The sequence below is a fragment of the Flavobacterium sp. NKUCC04_CG genome (assembly GCF_019345525.1).
Taxonomy (GTDB): domain Bacteria; phylum Bacteroidota; class Bacteroidia; order Flavobacteriales; family Flavobacteriaceae; genus Flavobacterium.
The window spans coordinates 74,199-91,283 of the sequence record NZ_JAHKRA010000010.1; the positions used below are offsets into that span (position 1 = coordinate 74,199).

The 17,085-nt window shown below is 35.8% G+C and carries 17 protein-coding genes and 1 other RNA gene; 6 read left to right on the forward strand and 12 right to left on the reverse strand.

Features of this window, described 5'->3' with window-relative positions:
* Positions 1 to 15 precede the first annotated feature (15 nt).
* Positions 16 to 858, forward strand: a complete 843-nt coding sequence (locus KO524_RS09585; RefSeq protein WP_219293488.1) for an aminotransferase class IV — start codon at positions 16 to 18, stop codon at positions 856 to 858.
* Here KO524_RS09585 and KO524_RS09590 read toward each other — a convergent pair.
* The 5 genes from KO524_RS09590 to KO524_RS09610 form a co-directional block, all read right to left on the reverse strand.
* Complete coding sequence (locus KO524_RS09590; RefSeq protein WP_219293379.1) at positions 855 to 1,418, reverse strand: YqgE/AlgH family protein; 564 nt, start codon at positions 1,416 to 1,418, stop codon at positions 855 to 857. The genes KO524_RS09585 and KO524_RS09590 overlap by 4 nt on opposite strands.
* A gap of 129 nt (positions 1,419 to 1,547) precedes the next feature.
* Complete coding sequence (locus tag KO524_RS09595) at positions 1,548 to 1,829, reverse strand: HU family DNA-binding protein (RefSeq protein ID WP_219293381.1); 282 nt, start codon at positions 1,827 to 1,829, stop codon at positions 1,548 to 1,550.
* Positions 1,830 to 1,997: 168 nt separating this feature from the next.
* Positions 1,998 to 2,942 carry a methionyl-tRNA formyltransferase gene (gene fmt / locus KO524_RS09600; RefSeq protein ID WP_219293383.1) on the reverse strand — a complete coding sequence of 315 codons (945 nt, stop codon included), beginning with the start codon at positions 2,940 to 2,942 and terminating at the stop codon, positions 1,998 to 2,000.
* Complete coding sequence (locus tag KO524_RS09605; RefSeq protein ID WP_219293385.1) at positions 2,939 to 4,843, reverse strand: ATP-dependent DNA helicase RecQ; 1,905 nt, start codon at positions 4,841 to 4,843, stop codon at positions 2,939 to 2,941. The genes fmt and KO524_RS09605 overlap by 4 nt, the downstream gene beginning before the upstream one ends.
* Before the next feature lie 99 nt (positions 4,844 to 4,942).
* Positions 4,943 to 5,476 carry an AAA family ATPase gene (locus tag KO524_RS09610; RefSeq protein WP_219293387.1) on the reverse strand — a complete coding sequence of 178 codons (534 nt, stop codon included), beginning with the start codon at positions 5,474 to 5,476 and terminating at the stop codon, positions 4,943 to 4,945.
* A gap of 128 nt (positions 5,477 to 5,604) precedes the next feature.
* Here KO524_RS09610 and KO524_RS09615 point away from each other — a divergent pair, with 128 nt between their 5' ends.
* From KO524_RS09615 to murA, 3 genes are all read left to right on the forward strand, one after another.
* The gene (locus tag KO524_RS09615) at positions 5,605 to 5,889 is read left to right on the forward strand and encodes a DUF493 family protein (protein ID WP_219293389.1); all 285 of its coding nucleotides are present in this window, start codon (positions 5,605 to 5,607) and stop codon (positions 5,887 to 5,889) included.
* A 114-nt stretch (positions 5,890 to 6,003) separates the two neighbouring features.
* Positions 6,004 to 6,699 (forward strand): DUF4290 domain-containing protein, encoded by a 696-nt coding sequence (locus KO524_RS09620; protein WP_219293399.1) that lies wholly within the window; start codon positions 6,004 to 6,006, stop codon positions 6,697 to 6,699.
* Between the two features lie 10 nt (positions 6,700 to 6,709).
* Positions 6,710 to 8,017, forward strand: coding sequence for a UDP-N-acetylglucosamine 1-carboxyvinyltransferase (gene murA / locus KO524_RS09625; RefSeq protein WP_219293401.1), 1,308 nt, complete (start codon positions 6,710 to 6,712; stop codon positions 8,015 to 8,017).
* Positions 8,018 to 8,107: 90 nt separating this feature from the next.
* On the opposite strand, the gene KO524_RS09630 is transcribed toward murA, so the two are convergent.
* The 4 genes from KO524_RS09630 to aroQ form a co-directional block, all read right to left on the reverse strand.
* Positions 8,108 to 8,731, reverse strand: a complete 624-nt coding sequence (locus KO524_RS09630; RefSeq protein ID WP_219293403.1) for a porin family protein — start codon at positions 8,729 to 8,731, stop codon at positions 8,108 to 8,110.
* A gap of 59 nt (positions 8,732 to 8,790) precedes the next feature.
* Positions 8,791 to 9,363: a porin family protein gene (locus KO524_RS09635; RefSeq protein WP_219293405.1), complete on the reverse strand. Its 573-nt coding sequence runs from the start codon at positions 9,361 to 9,363 to the stop codon at positions 8,791 to 8,793.
* Positions 9,364 to 9,868: 505 nt separating this feature from the next.
* Positions 9,869 to 12,358, reverse strand: coding sequence for a DUF5686 and carboxypeptidase regulatory-like domain-containing protein (locus KO524_RS09640; protein ID WP_219293407.1), 2,490 nt, complete (start codon positions 12,356 to 12,358; stop codon positions 9,869 to 9,871).
* Positions 12,359 to 12,366: 8 nt separating this feature from the next.
* Positions 12,367 to 12,786, reverse strand: a complete 420-nt coding sequence (gene aroQ / locus KO524_RS09645; protein ID WP_219293409.1) for a type II 3-dehydroquinate dehydratase — start codon at positions 12,784 to 12,786, stop codon at positions 12,367 to 12,369.
* A gap of 506 nt (positions 12,787 to 13,292) precedes the next feature.
* Between aroQ and KO524_RS09650 the strand changes: the two genes are divergently transcribed.
* Positions 13,293 to 13,892, forward strand: coding sequence for a porin family protein (locus tag KO524_RS09650; protein ID WP_219293411.1), 600 nt, complete (start codon positions 13,293 to 13,295; stop codon positions 13,890 to 13,892).
* A gap of 107 nt (positions 13,893 to 13,999) precedes the next feature.
* The gene (gene xerD, locus KO524_RS09655; RefSeq protein ID WP_219293413.1) at positions 14,000 to 14,932 is read left to right on the forward strand and encodes a site-specific tyrosine recombinase XerD; all 933 of its coding nucleotides are present in this window, start codon (positions 14,000 to 14,002) and stop codon (positions 14,930 to 14,932) included.
* 70 nt (positions 14,933 to 15,002) lie between these two features.
* Here the strand turns inward: xerD and rny are convergent, their stop codons facing one another.
* From rny to KO524_RS09670, 3 genes are all read right to left on the reverse strand, one after another.
* Positions 15,003 to 16,571, reverse strand: a complete 1,569-nt coding sequence (rny, locus tag KO524_RS09660) for a ribonuclease Y (protein WP_219293415.1) — start codon at positions 16,569 to 16,571, stop codon at positions 15,003 to 15,005.
* A gap of 50 nt (positions 16,572 to 16,621) precedes the next feature.
* Positions 16,622 to 16,729, reverse strand: a non-coding RNA gene (gene ssrS / locus KO524_RS09665) — 6S RNA.
* 54 nt (positions 16,730 to 16,783) lie between these two features.
* Positions 16,784 to 17,077: a cell division protein ZapA gene (locus KO524_RS09670; RefSeq protein WP_219293416.1), complete on the reverse strand. Its 294-nt coding sequence runs from the start codon at positions 17,075 to 17,077 to the stop codon at positions 16,784 to 16,786.
* Between the last annotated feature and the right edge of the window lie 8 nt (positions 17,078 to 17,085).

Consider the following 17,085-nt stretch of genomic DNA (forward strand, 5'->3'; position numbering starts at 1 on the left):
ATAGGAGACAATAACATGATTAATAGTAACGGACAGATTTTATCAGAATCTAATATTACCATAGAAAACAATAGGGCATTCCTTTACGGGGATGCCATTTTTGAAACCATTAAAGTGCTCGATCAAAAAGTACTTTTTTTAGAAGATCATTACTTCCGATTGATGTCTTCGATGCGCGTGGTTCGCATGGAAATTCCCATGAACTTTACCATGGAGTATTTTGAAGAGCAAATCTTACTAACGGTTGCTGCTTTCACTACAGCTACGCCTTCTTTTAGAGTTCGTTTTACGGTATTTAGAGATGCAGGGGGGAAATACATGCCCACTTCAAATAAAACGAGTTTTATCGTACAGGTAGAGTCTCTTGATAAGGCTGTATATACTTTTGATGCTAGGGCTTATGAAATTGAATTATACAAGGATTTTTATGTGACCAAACATTTGTTGTCCACTTTAAAAACCAACAACCGTATGATTCAAATAACCGGCAGTATTTTCGCATCTGAAAATGGCTATGACAATTGTTTGCTTTTAAACGATGAGAAAAATGTAGTCGAAGCTCTTAATGCCAATATTTTTGTAGTAAAAGATAAAGTAGTGAAGACACCTCCAATTTCCGACGGCTGTATTAAAGGTGTTATGCGTAAGCAATTGATCGAATTAATAGCAAAAATGGAGGGATATGAGTTTGTAGAAGCTTCAGTTTCGCCTTTTGAACTTCAAAAAGCCGATGAAATATTTCTGTCCAACTGTATCTTAGGTATTCAGGCAGTATCCAAATACAGAAAAAAAGATTTTACATCTGAATTTAGTCAAGATTTGCTGAAAAAACTCAACGCCAAAATCAGGTTATCTTAATTTAGTTCAGGACTTTCTGCGGCATTTGCCCATATAGCATACTTTTCATCCAGTTCCAACAAATGGGTTCTCCAAAATTCAGGTTGGATTTGGGTGAAGATGTTTATTTTTAATTCCCTATTGTCCACAATCCAATATTCGTCTTCAATTTCATTGTTTAGCTGACTATAATCCCAGCCGCTATATCCCAAGAAAAAAACAACATTGCTGTCGTCTATTTCACGGTCGTTTAACAATTGTGTTAAAACGTCAAAATCCCCTCCCCAAAACAAATCTTCAGCTATGGCAATGCTCCCTTGAATCAATTCTGGCACATTGTGAATAAAGAATATTTTATCCGTTTCTACAGGGCCACCTTTATAAACGGTGATGTTTAGGTCGATAAACGGAATTAAATCACTGATACTGATGTTGAGGGGTTTGTTAAGAATAAAACCAACGGCGCCTTCAGGATTGTATTCCGTAATTAAAATAACCGATCTAGAGAATATAACGTCGCCGCCAATGGTAGAAGGGTATGATGTAAGTACTGTGCCTATTTTGGGTGAATTAGGTGTCATAATGAGTGTTTTATCTCCTAAAATTAATGAATTATTTAATTAAACACTGATAAATATTTGTTATAAAAAAAGAGGCCGCTCCAAAATAATTTTGGGGAGGCCTCTTCAAAATGTTTTTTTAAGTAAAAATTATTTTTTTCCGTTTACAGAATTTTCAAGTTCTGAACCTGCTTTAAATTTTACTACTTTCTTTGCAGCAATTTTGATTGTATTTCCTGTTTGAGGATTTCTTCCGTCTCTTGCAGCTCTATCAGAAATAGACCAAGATCCGAAACCAACTAAAGAAACTTTATCCCCTTTTTTTAATGTGTTTTCAACATTAGATAAGAAAGACTCTAAAGCTTTTTTTGCAGCTGCTTTAGTGATTCCTGCGTCTTCTGCTATTGCATCAATTAATTCTGTTTTGTTCATAATAATTTTTTTTAAAAGGTTAATTTTAACTTATCCTACACAAATTTATACGTATTCAGTTACTACGCAAGTATTTTCAAATAATTTATTGCAAATTGTTGATAACTTTTTCCCAATGTTCATAAAAAGGCTTGCGAGTTCGGGATTTAATGTAAATATACTAAAGTTTTATTTAACTTGTGCCTCGGAGCTCAATTGAATTCCATTTAATAAGTCCGCTGTAAGCATGGGCTTTTTACCGGGAAATTGAAGCTTGTTAATTTTTATATATCCTTTAGTAACAGCAATTCGCATTTCTTTTTTAGTACAGATTATCGTCCCAATTGGAAGCGAATGTTCTTCCGTTTCGATTTGAGTTTCCAATACTTTGACGTTCCACTCCGTTTCTCCATCTACAAAGAAACACCAAGCTGCAGGGTAAGGGCTAAGGCCGCGAACTAGATTGTGTATACTTAATGCGCTTTGATGCCAATCAATTTTGCAATTTTCCTTGTTAAGTTTGTAGGCCGTTTTAATTTCTTCTAGCGGTTGTTCTATGAGTTTGACTTGATTTGTTGCGATTAAGTCTAAGGTTTCCAGTACGGCTTCACTGCCTAAATGCATAAGGCGGTCGTGTAATTGGCCTGCGGTTTCGTCAGCTGATATAGAGAGCTCTTTTTTTAAAATAATGGCTCCGGTATCTATTTTTTCATCTATAAAAAACGTAGTCACACCCGATTTGGTTTCTCCATTGATGATAGCCCAATTGATCGGTGCTGCTCCGCGATAGTCTGGTAGTAGCGAAGCATGTAGGTTAAAAGTTCCTAAACTGGGCATTTGCCAAACTACGGCTGGTAGCATTCGGAAGGCTACAACAACTTGTAAATTCGCCTCAAGTGCCTTGAGTTCTTCTAAAAATGATTCCGATTTGAGATTGGTAGGTTGTAATACGGGAATTCCCTTGGAAAGAGCGTATTCTTTTACGGCTGAAAGTTTAAGTTTTTGTCCGCGTCCAGCCGGTCTGTCCGGTGCAGTTATCACACCTACAATTTCGTGCTTATTACTGTATATAGTATCTAAAATCCCAACGGCAAACTCGGGAGTTCCCATAAAGATTATTCGTAGTTTTTTCATTTTATGTAAGTGTATTTGGTATTGGCAGTGGGTTTTATTTTGTTTTTCTCTAATAAGTGACTGAGCGCCTCCATAAGTAAATCGGTACGCAGTGAAAGTTGTGCTTCCAGTTCTTGTGACGACAAATCGTTGTGAATGAGTAAATCTAGTATTTTTTCTTCAGTTATTAATAGACTTGAGGCCGTTCGTTCTCTATGTGATTTAGCAAGGCACACAGAACAGGAATTGCAGTCATTAACCAATGTTTCATCGAAATAATGAAGCAGTATTTTGTTTTTGCAGACATCTTTGTTCTCTAAATAGAACAACATGGATTTAAACTGTTTTTCCTTGGTGTTGTTTTGCTGTTTTAAATAATAAAAGGTTCGGTTTAAGGTTTTTTCATCTTCTCGCGCTTCGTTAAACGTTAAGGTAATATCGTTGCTCGAATTGTCAAAAATACACAGGTCTTTTTTGGTCCAATCCTGGAGAAGTTGTGTGATTTTTTCGGTATTAAGTTGACTTTTTTTAGACAAATCATCCACATTAATTTTCATTTCTTGTTGGTGAATACCGGGATAGTTTCGCAATATACTTAAGAGTAGGTTTTCCTCTTCTTCATTTACCGATAAAAAATCCAAGAGTTCACTGGTTGAGCCGAGAATTTGTAATTTCGATTGTTGACCGAAATCCTGAGATAGGCTAATGATTCCCTGGCGATCTAAGAATTGAAGCGCGTTGTAAGTTTGTTTTACTTGAAATTGATATGTCTGACAAAAGCGATTAAGATTCAAAGAATGCTGAGTATTGAATCCATCACCATATGCAATTTGAAAGTAATTATTGAGTTTTTTATAAACCAACTTTAAAAAATCCTTGTCGAAAAGGGCCTCTCTAAAAGTTTTTTTTGTTGCTGTAATATCGTTAGGAGCCAATAAGATACTGGCGAAGGCTTTTTGACCATTTCTTCCTGCTCGTCCTGCTTCTTGATAGTAGCTCTCTAGGTTTTCTGGAAAGTGATAATGAATTACGGTCTTTACATTGCTCTTGTCGATTCCCATGCCAAAGGCATTGGTGGCTACCATGACAGTAGCTTTTTCGGTGAGCCAAGATTGCAATCTTTTTTTCTTTTCCGAAGCAGAAATACCTCCATGAAAGAAAGTGGATGAAAAATTATTTTGGTTTAGTTTATTCGATATTTCAAGGCAATCTTTACGATTCCTAACATAAATAATGGATGGGAACGGGTTTTTTTGTAGGATTTTTTCAAGTGTTATAGCTTTGTTTTCTACTTCATAAACCCCGTAAATTAAATTTTCTCTTAGGAAACTCTTTTTGAATATAGCGGGCTCTTTTAATCCTAGGTGGGTACAAATATCTTCTTGTACACTTTGATTCGCTGTAGCGGTCAATGCTATAAAAGGGATATTTGGAAAAAAATCTTTAAGTGCTGCAAGTTTTAGGTAAGCTGGGCGAAAATCATGGCCCCATTGAGATACGCAATGGGCTTCGTCTATAGCAATACTATTAAGGGGTAATTTTTTAATTCTTTCCATAACCCAATCCTGTTGCAAGCGTTCTGGTGAAAGATAGAGTAATTTAGTACCTCCAAATTCGCAATTGTCAAGTGTAGCAATAATTTCGTCGGTATGCATACCTCCTATGAGAGCTGCGGCTTTGATGCCTTTTTTTCGCAAGTTCTTAACCTGGTCATCCATTAAAGCGACCAAAGGAGAAACAACTAAACACAGTCCGGGCTTTAATAGTGCTGGAATTTGAAAACAAACGCTTTTCCCGCCACCAGTAGGTAAAAGGATAAAAGTGTCTTTGTTGTTTAAGATCGATTCAATCGCTAAGTCCTGCGGAGAACGAAAGGTGTCGTGGTTCCAATATTTTTTAAGAACATCAAGAGCTGATTGCATAGAGAGGAAGACTGGTTGGAATTATCGATATAAAAATACTAAAAATAACAAGGGTTGCAAAATTTAAATATGCAACCCTTTAGTAATCTTGTATTTTGTTTAGATTTTATCCATAATAAAATTGATGCGATTGTCAACGGTGGTTCGCGGAACTTCAATCAGTTGATAACCGTAACTTTCGTAAGTGGATACCAAATGATGATGAATAAGCTGGGCTTGTTCAAAATTCTCGTATCGCGCCTCGTCGCTTTCGTATATGCTTTCCCAAGGAGGCAGTAAAAAGATTCGATTATAGGTGTGCTTTTTGCAAGCCAAGTCGAAGTCTATCGGGTAGCTGTCGCCTATATAATGCATATAGGCCAAAACATCGGGTATACCTCGGTCGATAAATACAATTTCATCGGTTTCAAGTGTGGCGTTTTCAAACTGTTTAACCCTTCCGTTGAGCAGCATTTGACTAAACAAAAGCGGGTCGGTTAAAAACAATTGCTCGATTCCTTTTTGTTGTGCCTCTAAGGTAACCTCTCTCGAAATTTCTGGATAACAGATAAATCCCTTCTCAGAGAGTCCATTTAACAAAGTTGTTTTCCCCGATCCAGGACCTCCTATAATTAATACGATTTCTTTACTCACGATTTTGAAAATAAGGTGCAAATTTACAACAAATAGTTTAGCCTTTAAAATTGTTTTTCAATTAGTGATTTTTTATTTCTTTTTATATCTTTGACTTTATATGCGTATATTTGCCTAATATATTAACTATGGATAATAATACAGAAGAGTTCTACAAAAGACTACAAGACGAATTGGACAAAGATACCAGTTGGCCTTCGGAGTACTTGTTTAAATTTATTGTACCATCAAGTTTAGAGAGTGTTGCGATTATTGAAGCCTCTTTTGATGGTCAAGATGCCGTTATACTTACCAAAGAGTCCAGTACAGGTAAATTTACTAGTGTATCTATACGTGTGGTTATGACTAGTCCACAACACGTGGTGGATAAATATGTTGAATTTTCTTCTATAGAAGGAATTCTTTCCTTGTAAAATCTTAACATTAGATAGATTTCTTGAGTAGTTCGTTCGGATGGCTTTATATACTTTCGACACAACTTTTCTTTATATAAAATCTATTAATATTTTCATATAAATAATTTTAGAATGAAATTAAACTCTCAAGCTGCAGTTGCCGAATTGGAATACAATGCAGAAAGAAATCATTTACGGATACCAGAATATGGTCGTCATTTGCAAAAATTAATCGACCATGTTGTCAAAATAGAAAATAAAGAAGAACGCAATAAAGCAGCCCATTATGTGATTGCTATTATGGGGAACTTAAACCCTCATTTGCGCGATGTTCCCGATTTTCAACACAAGCTATGGGACCAACTCTTTATGATGTCAGATTTTCAATTGGATGTCGACTCACCTTATCCTGTGGCGAGTAGAGAAACGGTTACAACCAAGCCAGAACATCTGGATTACCCACAAAATTTTCCCAAATATAGGTTTTATGGTAATAACATAAAATACATGATTGATGAGGCGAATAAATGGGATGATGGCGAGATGAAAGATGCTTTAATTATGGTGATTGCCAATCACATGAAAAAAAGTTATCTCAGTTGGAATAAAGATACGGTTAAGGATGAAGTGATTTTTGAACATTTATACGAATTGTCTAAAGGTAAAATCAATTTACTGAAATCCGAAGAAGAATTATCTACAACTTCCGATTTGATTCGCGTCAATAAAAAACAATCGAATAAAACAGTACATACAAATACAACTGCGAAACCCAAAGCTAAATTTGTAAAAAGTAACAATCCCGTAAATAAAACCAAAAAAGCTTAAAACCCATTGCATGAGTACATTTGAAATTGAAGGAGGAATTTCTCTTCACGGAGAGGTAATACCTCAAGGAGCTAAAAATGAAGCATTACAGATTTTATGTGCTGTATTATTGACCCCAGAGAAAATCACTATATCGAATATACCCGATATTATAGATATCAACAAGCTGATTGGTTTATTGAGAAAATTGGGCGTTAAAATTGAAAAACTAGCTGCAAATAAAATGTCATTTCAGGCCGATGAGTTAAAACTAGAATATTTAGAGTCGGAAGATTTTAAAGAAGAAGGTAAGTCTTTACGCGGATCTATAATGATAGTTGGGCCTTTATTAGCGCGATTTGGTAAGGGTTTTATACCGAAACCGGGTGGTGATAAAATTGGACGAAGACGATTAGATACCCATTTTGAGGGATTTATCAGTTTGGGAGCTAAATTTCGTTACAATAAAGAAGAGCATTTTTACGGGGTAGAGGCTGATGAACTCATTGGCGCTTATATGTTGTTGGATGAGGCTTCTGTAACGGGAACGGCGAATATCTTAATGGCGGCAGTTATGGCCAAAGGTAAAACCACGATTTACAATGCCGCTTGTGAACCCTATATTCAACAGTTGTGTAAAATGTTGATGAGTATGGGAGCTAAAATTTCCGGCGTAGGTTCTAATCTTTTAGAAATTGAGGGTGTTACAGCACTTAAGGGGTGTGAGCATAGAATCTTGCCAGATATGATTGAAATTGGCTCTTGGATTGGATTGGCAGCCATGACAAAAAGTGAAATTACGATTAAGAATGTGGGATGGGACTATTTAGGGGTGATTCCAACTTCTTTTCGCAAGCTGGGGATTACCTTAGAACGTAGAGGAGATGATATTTTTATACCCGCTCATAAAGACGGTTATGAAATTCAAAACTTTATAGACGGATCTATATTGACGGTATCTGATGCGCCTTGGCCAGGATTAACACCGGATTTGTTGAGTGTGATTTTGGTTGTCGCTACACAGGCAAGAGGAGAGATCTTATTGCATCAAAAGATGTTTGAAAGCCGCTTGTTTTTTGTGGATAAGTTGATAGATATGGGTGCTAAAATTATTTTATGTGATCCACACAGAGCGGTTATCATCGGACACGATTTTAAATCGCAATTAAAAGCGACAAAGATGTCGTCTCCGGACATTAGAGCTGGAATATCGCTGTTAATAGCGGCCTTGTCTGCAAAGGGAACAAGTGTAATTCAGAATATCGATCAAATTGACCGAGGTTATGAGCGCATTGATGAACGATTGAGAGCACTCGGAGCGCATATAGAAAGGGTGTGATAAAATATAAATCAAAAAAGGCTATCTTACAGAGATAGCCTTTTTTGATTTATACATACAAGTGTGTTCTAATTAAAACGTAGTACTGTTTTAAAATTTATACCCTGTAGAAAGTTGAAAAACTCTATTGTATACCTTTGAAGAGTAATTATTCTGTTTTTGAATATCGGCTAACCCCAAATTATAACGGGCAGAGAAAAAGACTCCGGAATAAGTATATTCTAAACCAAAATTGATTCCGTAGTCAAATTTGCTTAATTCAGATTTTATAAGTGACTGGTCAACTTCGATATTCGATAAATACTTACTTTCAATGTCATATTTTGAATGGACTAAAAAGCCAATTTGTGGACCTGCTGTTATGCTTAACTCCGTAATGGGGTAGTATTTAAACATAATAGGTAAATTGATATAATTCAACGTAAGGGTGGCTTTTGCTGGAATACCGCTAAATGGAAAGGGCATTTTACCCTCCTCTTTTGATCCTTGACTTGAATACAAAAGCTCCGGCTGTATGGCGAATTTTTCATTTATAAAAGCTTCAATAAACATACCGGCGTGAAAGCTATATTTGTTTTTTGTTTCAGCTGCCTCTTCATGTAAATTAGAAGCATTTAGGCCGATTTTAAAACCGGTTTTTATTTCTTGTGCAATAGTATTTTGGTTTGATAAACCGAGTGCTAATAGTGTAAAAGCAACGCAATATTTTTTCATTAGTTATATAAAAAAAACACTAGACTATTTTGAGAATAGTCTAGTGTTGATTAATTGTATTAGAATTTATATCCTACAGATATTTGAATCACAGAGTTTTTATAATCACCACCTTCTTTAGGTAGTTTTGTCAATCCTAAATTATATCTAGCTTCTGCGAAAACTCCCATAGGTAGCTCATAACCAGCACCGAAATTAACGCCAAAGTCAACTGTGTTTAAAGAGTCTTTGATGTCAAATGTTCCTGTAACTGGAATCCCACCTACGCTAGAGATTTCAGACTCAGCTTTCATTAAGAATGCAACTTGTGGGCCAGCTTGAACACTTAAGCCTTCCATTACATAATATTTTGCCATAATGGGTACGTTGATGTAGTCAAGTTTAAGTTCGCTTATTTTATTATTTGCTTTAGCACCCTGAGTTGAATATAAAAGTTCCGGTTGTACTGAGAATTTTTCATTGATGAAAATTTCAACCAAACCACCTACGTGGAATCCTGTTTTCATATCGCCATCAGTAACATTCGCAAAGTTAACCCCTGCTTTAGCACCGATTTTAATATCTGGAGTTTGTGCGTAAATCGCACTGCTAAAAGCTGTAAAAGCCATTAAAGAAAAAATAGTTTTTTTCATAGTATAAAAATTAAGTTAAAGTTTATGTTGTGTTCCCAAAAATAGCTAATTATTATTTATAAAAAAGCAAATAAAGATAATTTTTTGCATTAAAATTAAAAGAATTGAAAGGTTTTCTTTTCTAAGTAAGCCTGTTGCTTTAGTTGTGTTGCTTTTTTTTTCTAAATGGAAGTTAAAACTAATATCGACCACTTCGCTGTAGTTTTACTAGTCAAGCGATTTTTAAGGCTTTGGCCCTCTACAGTATGGTTTTTGTGATTTAGTTTCGCGTAACTGTTGTTCTTATGTGATACGATATACATTGCGTTTATATAATAATGTTTTCAGTTGTTAAATATAGCTAAAACTTTATATAATTCAATGTTTTTGTACTTATTGATTGGTTTTTTATTGATAAAACACTCTTTTAAATAGATTATTACGTACAGGTTTGTGTTTTAATTAAAACAAGAAGGTATTTATTTTTATTTAGCTATTTTTTTACAAATAATAGCGTCTTGGTCTTTTATTTTTGGATAAGATCAAGGAATTTAATTCCAATAACGAATCCGTGATCTTTGAAACCACCTTGATAGGCTCTAAAATAATCGATTCTAAAAAGCCTGAATTTTCCGAAACCGAAATTGTTTAAGCCAATATTTACCTCATGATATGGTTTTTCTTGGGGTATGTATAAATGGTGGGACCCAATGACTATCGAGTAACGCAATTGATTCACTAAAGGAATCTTATTTAAGATATAGCCTTTAAAGTCGTGTTCAATATGGGCTTGAAAATAGGAAGTATTGGTGCTGTGGCTGTAATAGGGTAATAAATTAAATTGATTGTCGTAAATTGTGTTAGAAGCTACAAAACTTTGGTTGGCATTAAAGTGTTTGTAATCCATAAATGCGAGTTCATTGCCGTCAAAAAATTTTCCAGCATCAAGTCCCAAATAGAGTTTGCCAAAATTAAGTAGCGAACGACTATAGGTGGTAGAAGCAGCTAAGAAATCGAAATTATACTTAGATAAGCTAGAGGAAAATCCTTTTTCATATTTAAGTGATAATACGGGGTAATCAGAACTTGGAATATAAATTCTTTTGTTGGGATAGCTTACTACTTTTTTGTCAAATACGATATCGATACCTACTTTAAACTTTAGAATATTGTTTTCTTCAAATCCGGGGTCGACGTAATTTGTCCCGTCGATTGGATTGTTGGACTGGAATCTCTTTTGTTTTACAAAAGGAGAGTTAGGCACGCTATTAAAAAGCGGCTTTCTTTTGGCGTACTCTAAAGATCCCATAACTTTTAGCCCTGTAAAGGCATATTGTTCATAGTCAAATTTGATGTAATCTTTTTGGTAAAAGCGCGCAAAATTTTCGCCGAACCACGAAGATCCGATAGAGTTAATCAGGTTTTTTATTGGAGCTTGATCTTGCCCAAATTGTTCTACGGTCATTCCACCTGAGAGTAGGAACTTGTTGTAATTTATTTTATTAAATAAATGAGATGAGTAGGCTGAAAAACGGGGCTTGTTTTCTCCGATTCCATAGTTAAGCAAAACGCCCACTTCGGATTTCTCGCTGTCATTCGATTCTTTAGAAAAGGATACTCCGGTTGTTACATTAAAGCCCTGTACGGCATTGAAGGCAAAAGTAGAGAGTAATCCTCTATAAGAGAATTTGGTATTGTTAAACGAGTTTTTGTGTTCATATCCCTTTACAAGCTTAAATAGGGAAAATCGATTGCTAGCCCGATCGATAGAATCCAAATAGGTTTTAGTGCTTTTGGTTTCCAATATACTTTCTTTGTATTCGTAATTGTATTTTTCATCGGCGGTTAGTGGAATCGGACGTACGGCTTCCCAATATTTAGAATCCCGTTTATTCGAGTCTTTGTCGAAGTGTATTAATTCACGATTGAATGTAGTCGATGGGAAATCTTGGATTTCTTGATAATTAGAATAGATATAGCTAAACTTACTTGAGAAATCAAATACCAATATCTTTCCTTTAAAATATAAAGACTGTATGCTTTTGCTCCAGCTGTTTGTTTTTTCATTGTAGATAAAGTTTTGTTGTAATTCAAAGGTTTCTACCATCGGATAATTGATGCTTTTCCCGCTAATTTTGGCATCTACAGCATAAATGGCCCAAGAGTCATTGACTATATAGATATAGCCGTCCAGTACGGGTTCACTTGCTCGCTTTGGAGTGATGGCTATTTTGTAAATCAGCTGGTTGTTAAGGTCTCTGAAGGTGCTTTCTAATTGAAAATTATAATAACTCGGTGCTATAGGGGATAAAGGAGAAATAAGTCTAATTAACGAGTTTGCCTCGCTTTTATAAAAGTCAAAATTGACGGCTATGCCCGAATTGAAGGAAAAACCTTTGTTGTTCCCGCTTACTTTGGAGGCCGTTATTTCTTCTTTCATCTTGTTGGGTCTTTCTATGGAAATCTTGGATATGGTTTCCGAAAGATATATCAGGTTGCGTTTAAGAGAATCTGAAACCAATTCGGGGTCAATATCTTTTATTTTTTGACCTAAAAACTTCTCCTTTTTGGTGTCGAGCTTGATAAAGCCTTTGGAATAAAAGTCCAGGGTATATTTCTGCATCTTATTCGCATTTTCACTCCGGTGCTTGCTCGCTCTCTTCATGATGGCTATCGCGGGGTCTGGAGGAGGAGGTGTTTGTATGATGATTTCCGCTAATTCATTCTTTTCGGGTAAAAGTACTATGTTTAGTTTTTTAGGTGCTGTAGTAATCGTAATGGCTATTGTTTGGGATTGGTATCCCAGGGATTGAAAAACGATATGATAGTCGCCATTGATAGGGGTGTTGAGTTCATAACGGCCTTCTTCATTGGAAGATGTGCCTAGAGTCGAATCTTCAAAAAAAACCGATACTTCAGCTATAGGTAAACCCGCGAGGTCGGTTATTTTTCCTTTGATTTGAGCGTTTGTGTAGAAATATAATAGAAAGAGAAATAAGGGAAGTATTTTTCTCATGGGTGTTTTTAGGGGGTTAATAATGAGGTAATTGCCAATTTGTATCCATCAAGACCAAAACCAACTAAAACACCAGTGCAAACGGGAGAGATATACGAATGATGTCTAAAAGATTCTCGTGCAAATGTATTGGAGATATGTACTTCAATTACGGGACTTGTAATGGCACTGATGGCATCCGCTAAAGCAATCGAGCTATGCGTATATGCTGCTGCATTAAAAACTATACCGTCATACGAGAAACCGCATTCATGTAATTTATCAATCAATTCTCCTTCTATATTACTTTGATAATAAAGCAACTCAACCTGTGGAAAGCTACTTTTTAATTGCTCAAAATAACTTTGAAAATCTTGGCTGCCGTAGATGTTGGGTTCGCGAGTGCCTAGTAAATTCAAATTAGGGCCATTGAGGATCAGTATTCTCATTGTGTTTTATTGTAAAAATAGTAAAAAAACGCAAGCTTCATAATATATAAGTGTTTTTTTGGAGTCTATTAGTTATTGCTGTGATTAGGAACGGCTTGTTAGCTGTTCTTTTTGTTGGTTGTGGGAGACGGATATTCGTTCTATTTCCTTTTCTGTAGTTAAGGTTTTATTGGTTTAGCTCCTGTTATCGGTAATCTCAAGAATCATTTGAATCTAATGTAGGTTAAGGACAAGTTGGTTCAGGTTGACGATGAGATCCAAAATCTAGATTTTGAAAGTTAATTTAGGGTCAAATAAGTGTTGTTTTGATAAATAAAGATTCTTATATGTCTATTTTAACTAAAATTTAAGAATTATACTTATACTTATAAGGTATTGTTTGATAATGTGTTAAAGCAAAAAAAGACGTTTTAGGTTAGGTAAATGTTATTTTTAAGTAAAAAAAACATCGTTACCTGTGCAAGATGGGTAAATTTGTCTTGTTAATAATCTAAAAAGTACTAACAATGAAAAAAATTGTATTATCAGTTGCAGCGGTATTCGCATTTGGATTTGCTGCACAAGCGCAAGAAGTAGAGTCAGGATTTGGATATTCTAAAGGAGATGTATTTTTGTCAGGTTCAATTGGATTTGGTTCAAGCAAATATACTGACGGTGCCTATAAAGATAATTCATTCTCATTTTCACCACAAGCGGGTTATTTTGTAAATGACAACATTGCAGTGGGATTAAAATTGGGAGTATCGAACTCTAAAGTTACTATTACAGAAAATAGTGATGCTGTAAAAGTTAACGAATTGTCTATTGGGGCATTCGGTAGATATTATTTTACACCAGCAAGTAAATTCTCATTATTTGGTCAATTAGGAGTTGATTATACTAATGTTGATATGAAAACCAGAGACGTGAAAGCGGATGGTTTTGGAATTGAATTGGCACCAGGTGTAAGTTATTTCTTAAACAGTAACTTCGCTATAGAAGCTACTTGGGGATTGATTAACTACAGAAGTGTTAAAGAAGATACGGATGGAGCTGAGACTTCTTCTAGTTTTAATGCAGGTGTTGACTTGACAAATATTAAGTTAGGTTTGGTTTACAAATTCTAATAAAAAATTACTTTTTACAAAGGGCTTCTCTATTGAGAAGCCTTTTTTTGTTTTAGTGTTTTTTTTATTGGAAATTTACAAGAGTTTGTAAATCATTAATCGAAGTTATGAAGGTCAATCACGGACAAGAACAAAATTGGAATCAACATATTCGACTGTATAAGAATTATTTGAAATTGGAACGCGGATTAGCTGAGAATACTATCGTTAGTTATGAATTGGATATATTAAAGTTTTATTATTATTTGCGCAATAATGATTTGTTAATAGCAGTGGATCAAGTAGGGGAGGAAGAGGTGCAGCATTTTTTGTATGCGGTTTCATCGGTGATTGCTGCAAATACACAATCTCGGATTATTTCAGGTCTAAAGGGGTTTTTTAATTTTCTTATTTTGGAGAAATACATCGAGAAATCACCTATGGAGTTGATAGAGATTCCAAAGCTGGGTAGGTCTTTACCCGAAGTACTTTCGTTGGAAGAGATCGATTTGCTTGTCCATCAAATTGATCATGGTACTGCCGAGGGATATCGCAATCGCGTGATTATAGAAACGCTTTATGGTTGTGGTCTTCGGGTTACTGAATTGGTTAGTTTGCGCTTGTCCGATTTGTTTTTTGATGAAGGGTTTGTTCGGGTTATTGGCAAGGGAAGTAAACACCGCTTTGTTCCTATTGGAAGGGAAACCATCGGTTTTATAAACCGTTATATAGGTGAAATTAGGGTGCATCAAGTTGTAAAGAAAGAGTCGTCAGATATTGTTTTTCTCAATAGACGAGGAGGACAGTTGAGTCGGGCAATGATTTTTACACTTATCAAAAGATTGGTTCTACAGGCAGCTATCCGCAAAAACGTGAGTCCGCACACCTTTCGTCATTCGTTTGCAACGCATCTGTTGGAGAACGGTGCCGATATAAGGGCTATTCAGTTGATGTTGGGGCACGAATCAATTACCACTACGGAAATCTATACTCATGTTAATAGAGCGCATTTACGCAAGGTTTTGAGCGAATGTCATCCTCGTAATACTCCAGAATTTTAAAGGGAGTATTATGGGCGAATCTGTATCGGTTTAGATCAAAAAAAAAGCCCCATTTGCATGAGGCTTATTTTTATTTAGCGATATTGACAGCTCGAGTTTCTCGAATTACCGTTATTTTTACTTGACCCGGGTAGGTCATTTCTGTTTGTATTTTTTGCGAAATATCAAAAGATAAGGTCGAAGCCATTTCATCGGAAACTTTTTCGCTTTCCACAATCACACGCAATTCGCGTCCTGCTTGAATGGCATAAGCGTTTTTAACCCCGTTAAATTCTTGTGCGATACCTTCTAAATCTTTTAATCGCTGTATGTATGAGTCCAATACTTGGCGTCTAGCTCCAGGTCTAGCTCCAGATATAGCGTCACATACTTGGATGATAGGAGAAATTAAGGAAGTCATCTCGATTTCATCGTGGTGAGCTCCAATAGCATTGCATACCTCTTCTTTTTCTCCGTATTTTTCTGCCCACTGCATACCTAAGATAGCATGTGGTAATTCACTTTCTGTTTCGGGAACCTTACCAATATCGTGCAATAGTCCAGCTCTTTTAGCCAGTTTTACGTTTAGGCCTAATTCCGCAGCCATCAATCCACAAAGCTTAGCCACCTCTCTAGAGTGTTGCAATAAGTTTTGTCCATAAGACGAACGGTATTTCATACGACCGATGATTTTAATCAACTCCGGATGTAATCCGTGAATCCCTAAATCGATGACCGTACGTTTACCAATTTCGATAATTTCTTCGTCAATTTGTTTGGCTGTTTTAGCAACCACTTCTTCAATCCTAGCTGGGTGAATACGACCGTCTGTTACCAAGCGATGTAGTGATAAACGAGCGATTTCTCTTCGAACTGGATCAAAACAAGAAAGGATAATGGCCTCCGGTGTGTCGTCTACAATGATTTCTACTCCAGTAGCGGCTTCAATAGCACGAATATTTCGCCCTTCTCTACCGATAATTCGCCCTTTTACATCGTCTGATTCAATGTTGAATACCGATACACAGTTTTCTACCGCTTCTTCAGTACCCACACGTTGAATAGTGTTGATGATGATTTTTTTAGCTTCTTGTTGTGCGGTCATTTTCGCCTCTTCAATGGTGTCTTGTATAAAAGACATGGCATTGGCTTTGGCTTCTGTTTTTAAGCTTTCGATGATTTGGTTTTTAGCCTCGTCAGCAGAAAGTCCTGATATGATTTCTAATTGTTCAACTTGGCTTTTGTGTAGTTTTTCAACATCTTCTTGTTTCTTTTCTACCAACTCCAATTTAAGCTCGTAATCTTTTATCTTTTTCTCTCCTTCTTCGTTTGATTTTTTAGCCTTAGCCAATTCGCTCGAAATTTGAGATTCTTTATCTCTAGTTCTCTTTTCAGCTTCAGCTATTTTTTTATCTTTAGATAAAATAACTTGTTCGTGTTCTGCTTTAAGCTCTATAAATTTTTCTTTTGCTTGTAGAATTTTTTCTTTTTTCAAGCTTTCTCCTTCTGCTCTAACATCTTTTAAAAGTGTTTTGGCTTCATTCTTCGCATTTTTTAAAATCGAAGAGGCGTTATTTTTTTCCAAGTACTTTGCAACGGCAAAGCCTATTCCTGTTCCCAGTATTAATCCACCGATAATTAATATGATAGTCGTATCCATAGTTGTTTGTGTAATTATATAAAAAAAGCCCACATTAGGGGTGGTTGTATAAACTCGTAATATGACAAGTTTTGAGCTATCTTGCTGTTCAAGGATCTGCGCAAGGCAGCGTGCTTTAGAAGCAATGATTCACTCATTTTAATTTGTTAGCGTTGAGTTTATCAAACAGGTACTAATGTGGGCAGTATCTTAGTTTTATGTTAAAGAACGTGTTATTTTGATAGAATCTGAGTCAATTTTTTATCCATTTCTTGCAATCGGTCGATGGCCTGTGTATAGTTATCGGAGCTGTCAATTTTCTTTTGCTCGGTCTGTGCTGCAAATTGCAAAGCACACATCGCTAAAACATCTTGTTTGTCGCGAACGGCATAGTTCTCTTCAAACTGATGGATCATTGTTTCAATTTTTTTTGATGCCGTACGCAATCCTTCCTCCTGCGAATAATCGACAGTCAAGGGGTAAATTCGGTCGGCTATTGAAACTTTAATCTTTAATTTCTCCTCCATATTCACTC

Excerpts from the sequence above, each read along its gene's own strand:
- KO524_RS09585 (WP_219293488.1), top strand. The coding sequence starts at position 16 with ATGATTAATAGTAACGGACAGATTTTATCAGAATCTAATATTACCATA.
- KO524_RS09650 (WP_219293411.1), top strand. The coding sequence starts at position 13,293 with ATGAAAAAAATTGTATTATCAGTTGCAGCGGTATTCGCATTTGGATTT.
- KO524_RS09670 (WP_219293416.1), bottom strand. The coding sequence starts at position 17,077 with ATGGAGGAGAAATTAAAGATTAAAGTTTCAATAGCCGACCGAATTTAC.
- KO524_RS09635 (WP_219293405.1), bottom strand. The coding sequence starts at position 9,363 with ATGAAAAAAACTATTTTTTCTTTAATGGCTTTTACAGCTTTTAGCAGT.
- fmt (WP_219293383.1), bottom strand. The coding sequence starts at position 2,942 with ATGAAAAAACTACGAATAATCTTTATGGGAACTCCCGAGTTTGCCGTT.
- KO524_RS09640 (WP_219293407.1), bottom strand. The coding sequence starts at position 12,358 with ATGAGAAAAATACTTCCCTTATTTCTCTTTCTATTATATTTCTACACA.
- KO524_RS09590 (WP_219293379.1), bottom strand. The coding sequence starts at position 1,418 with ATGACACCTAATTCACCCAAAATAGGCACAGTACTTACATCATACCCT.
- KO524_RS09605 (WP_219293385.1), bottom strand. The coding sequence starts at position 4,843 with ATGCAATCAGCTCTTGATGTTCTTAAAAAATATTGGAACCACGACACC.
- KO524_RS09595 (WP_219293381.1), bottom strand. The coding sequence starts at position 1,829 with ATGAACAAAACAGAATTAATTGATGCAATAGCAGAAGACGCAGGAATC.
- KO524_RS09615 (WP_219293389.1), top strand. The coding sequence starts at position 5,605 with ATGGATAATAATACAGAAGAGTTCTACAAAAGACTACAAGACGAATTG.
- KO524_RS09620 (WP_219293399.1), top strand. The coding sequence starts at position 6,004 with ATGAAATTAAACTCTCAAGCTGCAGTTGCCGAATTGGAATACAATGCA.
- xerD (WP_219293413.1), top strand. The coding sequence starts at position 14,000 with ATGAAGGTCAATCACGGACAAGAACAAAATTGGAATCAACATATTCGA.
- murA (WP_219293401.1), top strand. The coding sequence starts at position 6,710 with ATGAGTACATTTGAAATTGAAGGAGGAATTTCTCTTCACGGAGAGGTA.
- rny (WP_219293415.1), bottom strand. The coding sequence starts at position 16,571 with ATGGATACGACTATCATATTAATTATCGGTGGATTAATACTGGGAACA.
- KO524_RS09630 (WP_219293403.1), bottom strand. The coding sequence starts at position 8,731 with ATGAAAAAATATTGCGTTGCTTTTACACTATTAGCACTCGGTTTATCA.
- aroQ (WP_219293409.1), bottom strand. The coding sequence starts at position 12,786 with ATGAGAATACTGATCCTCAATGGCCCTAATTTGAATTTACTAGGCACT.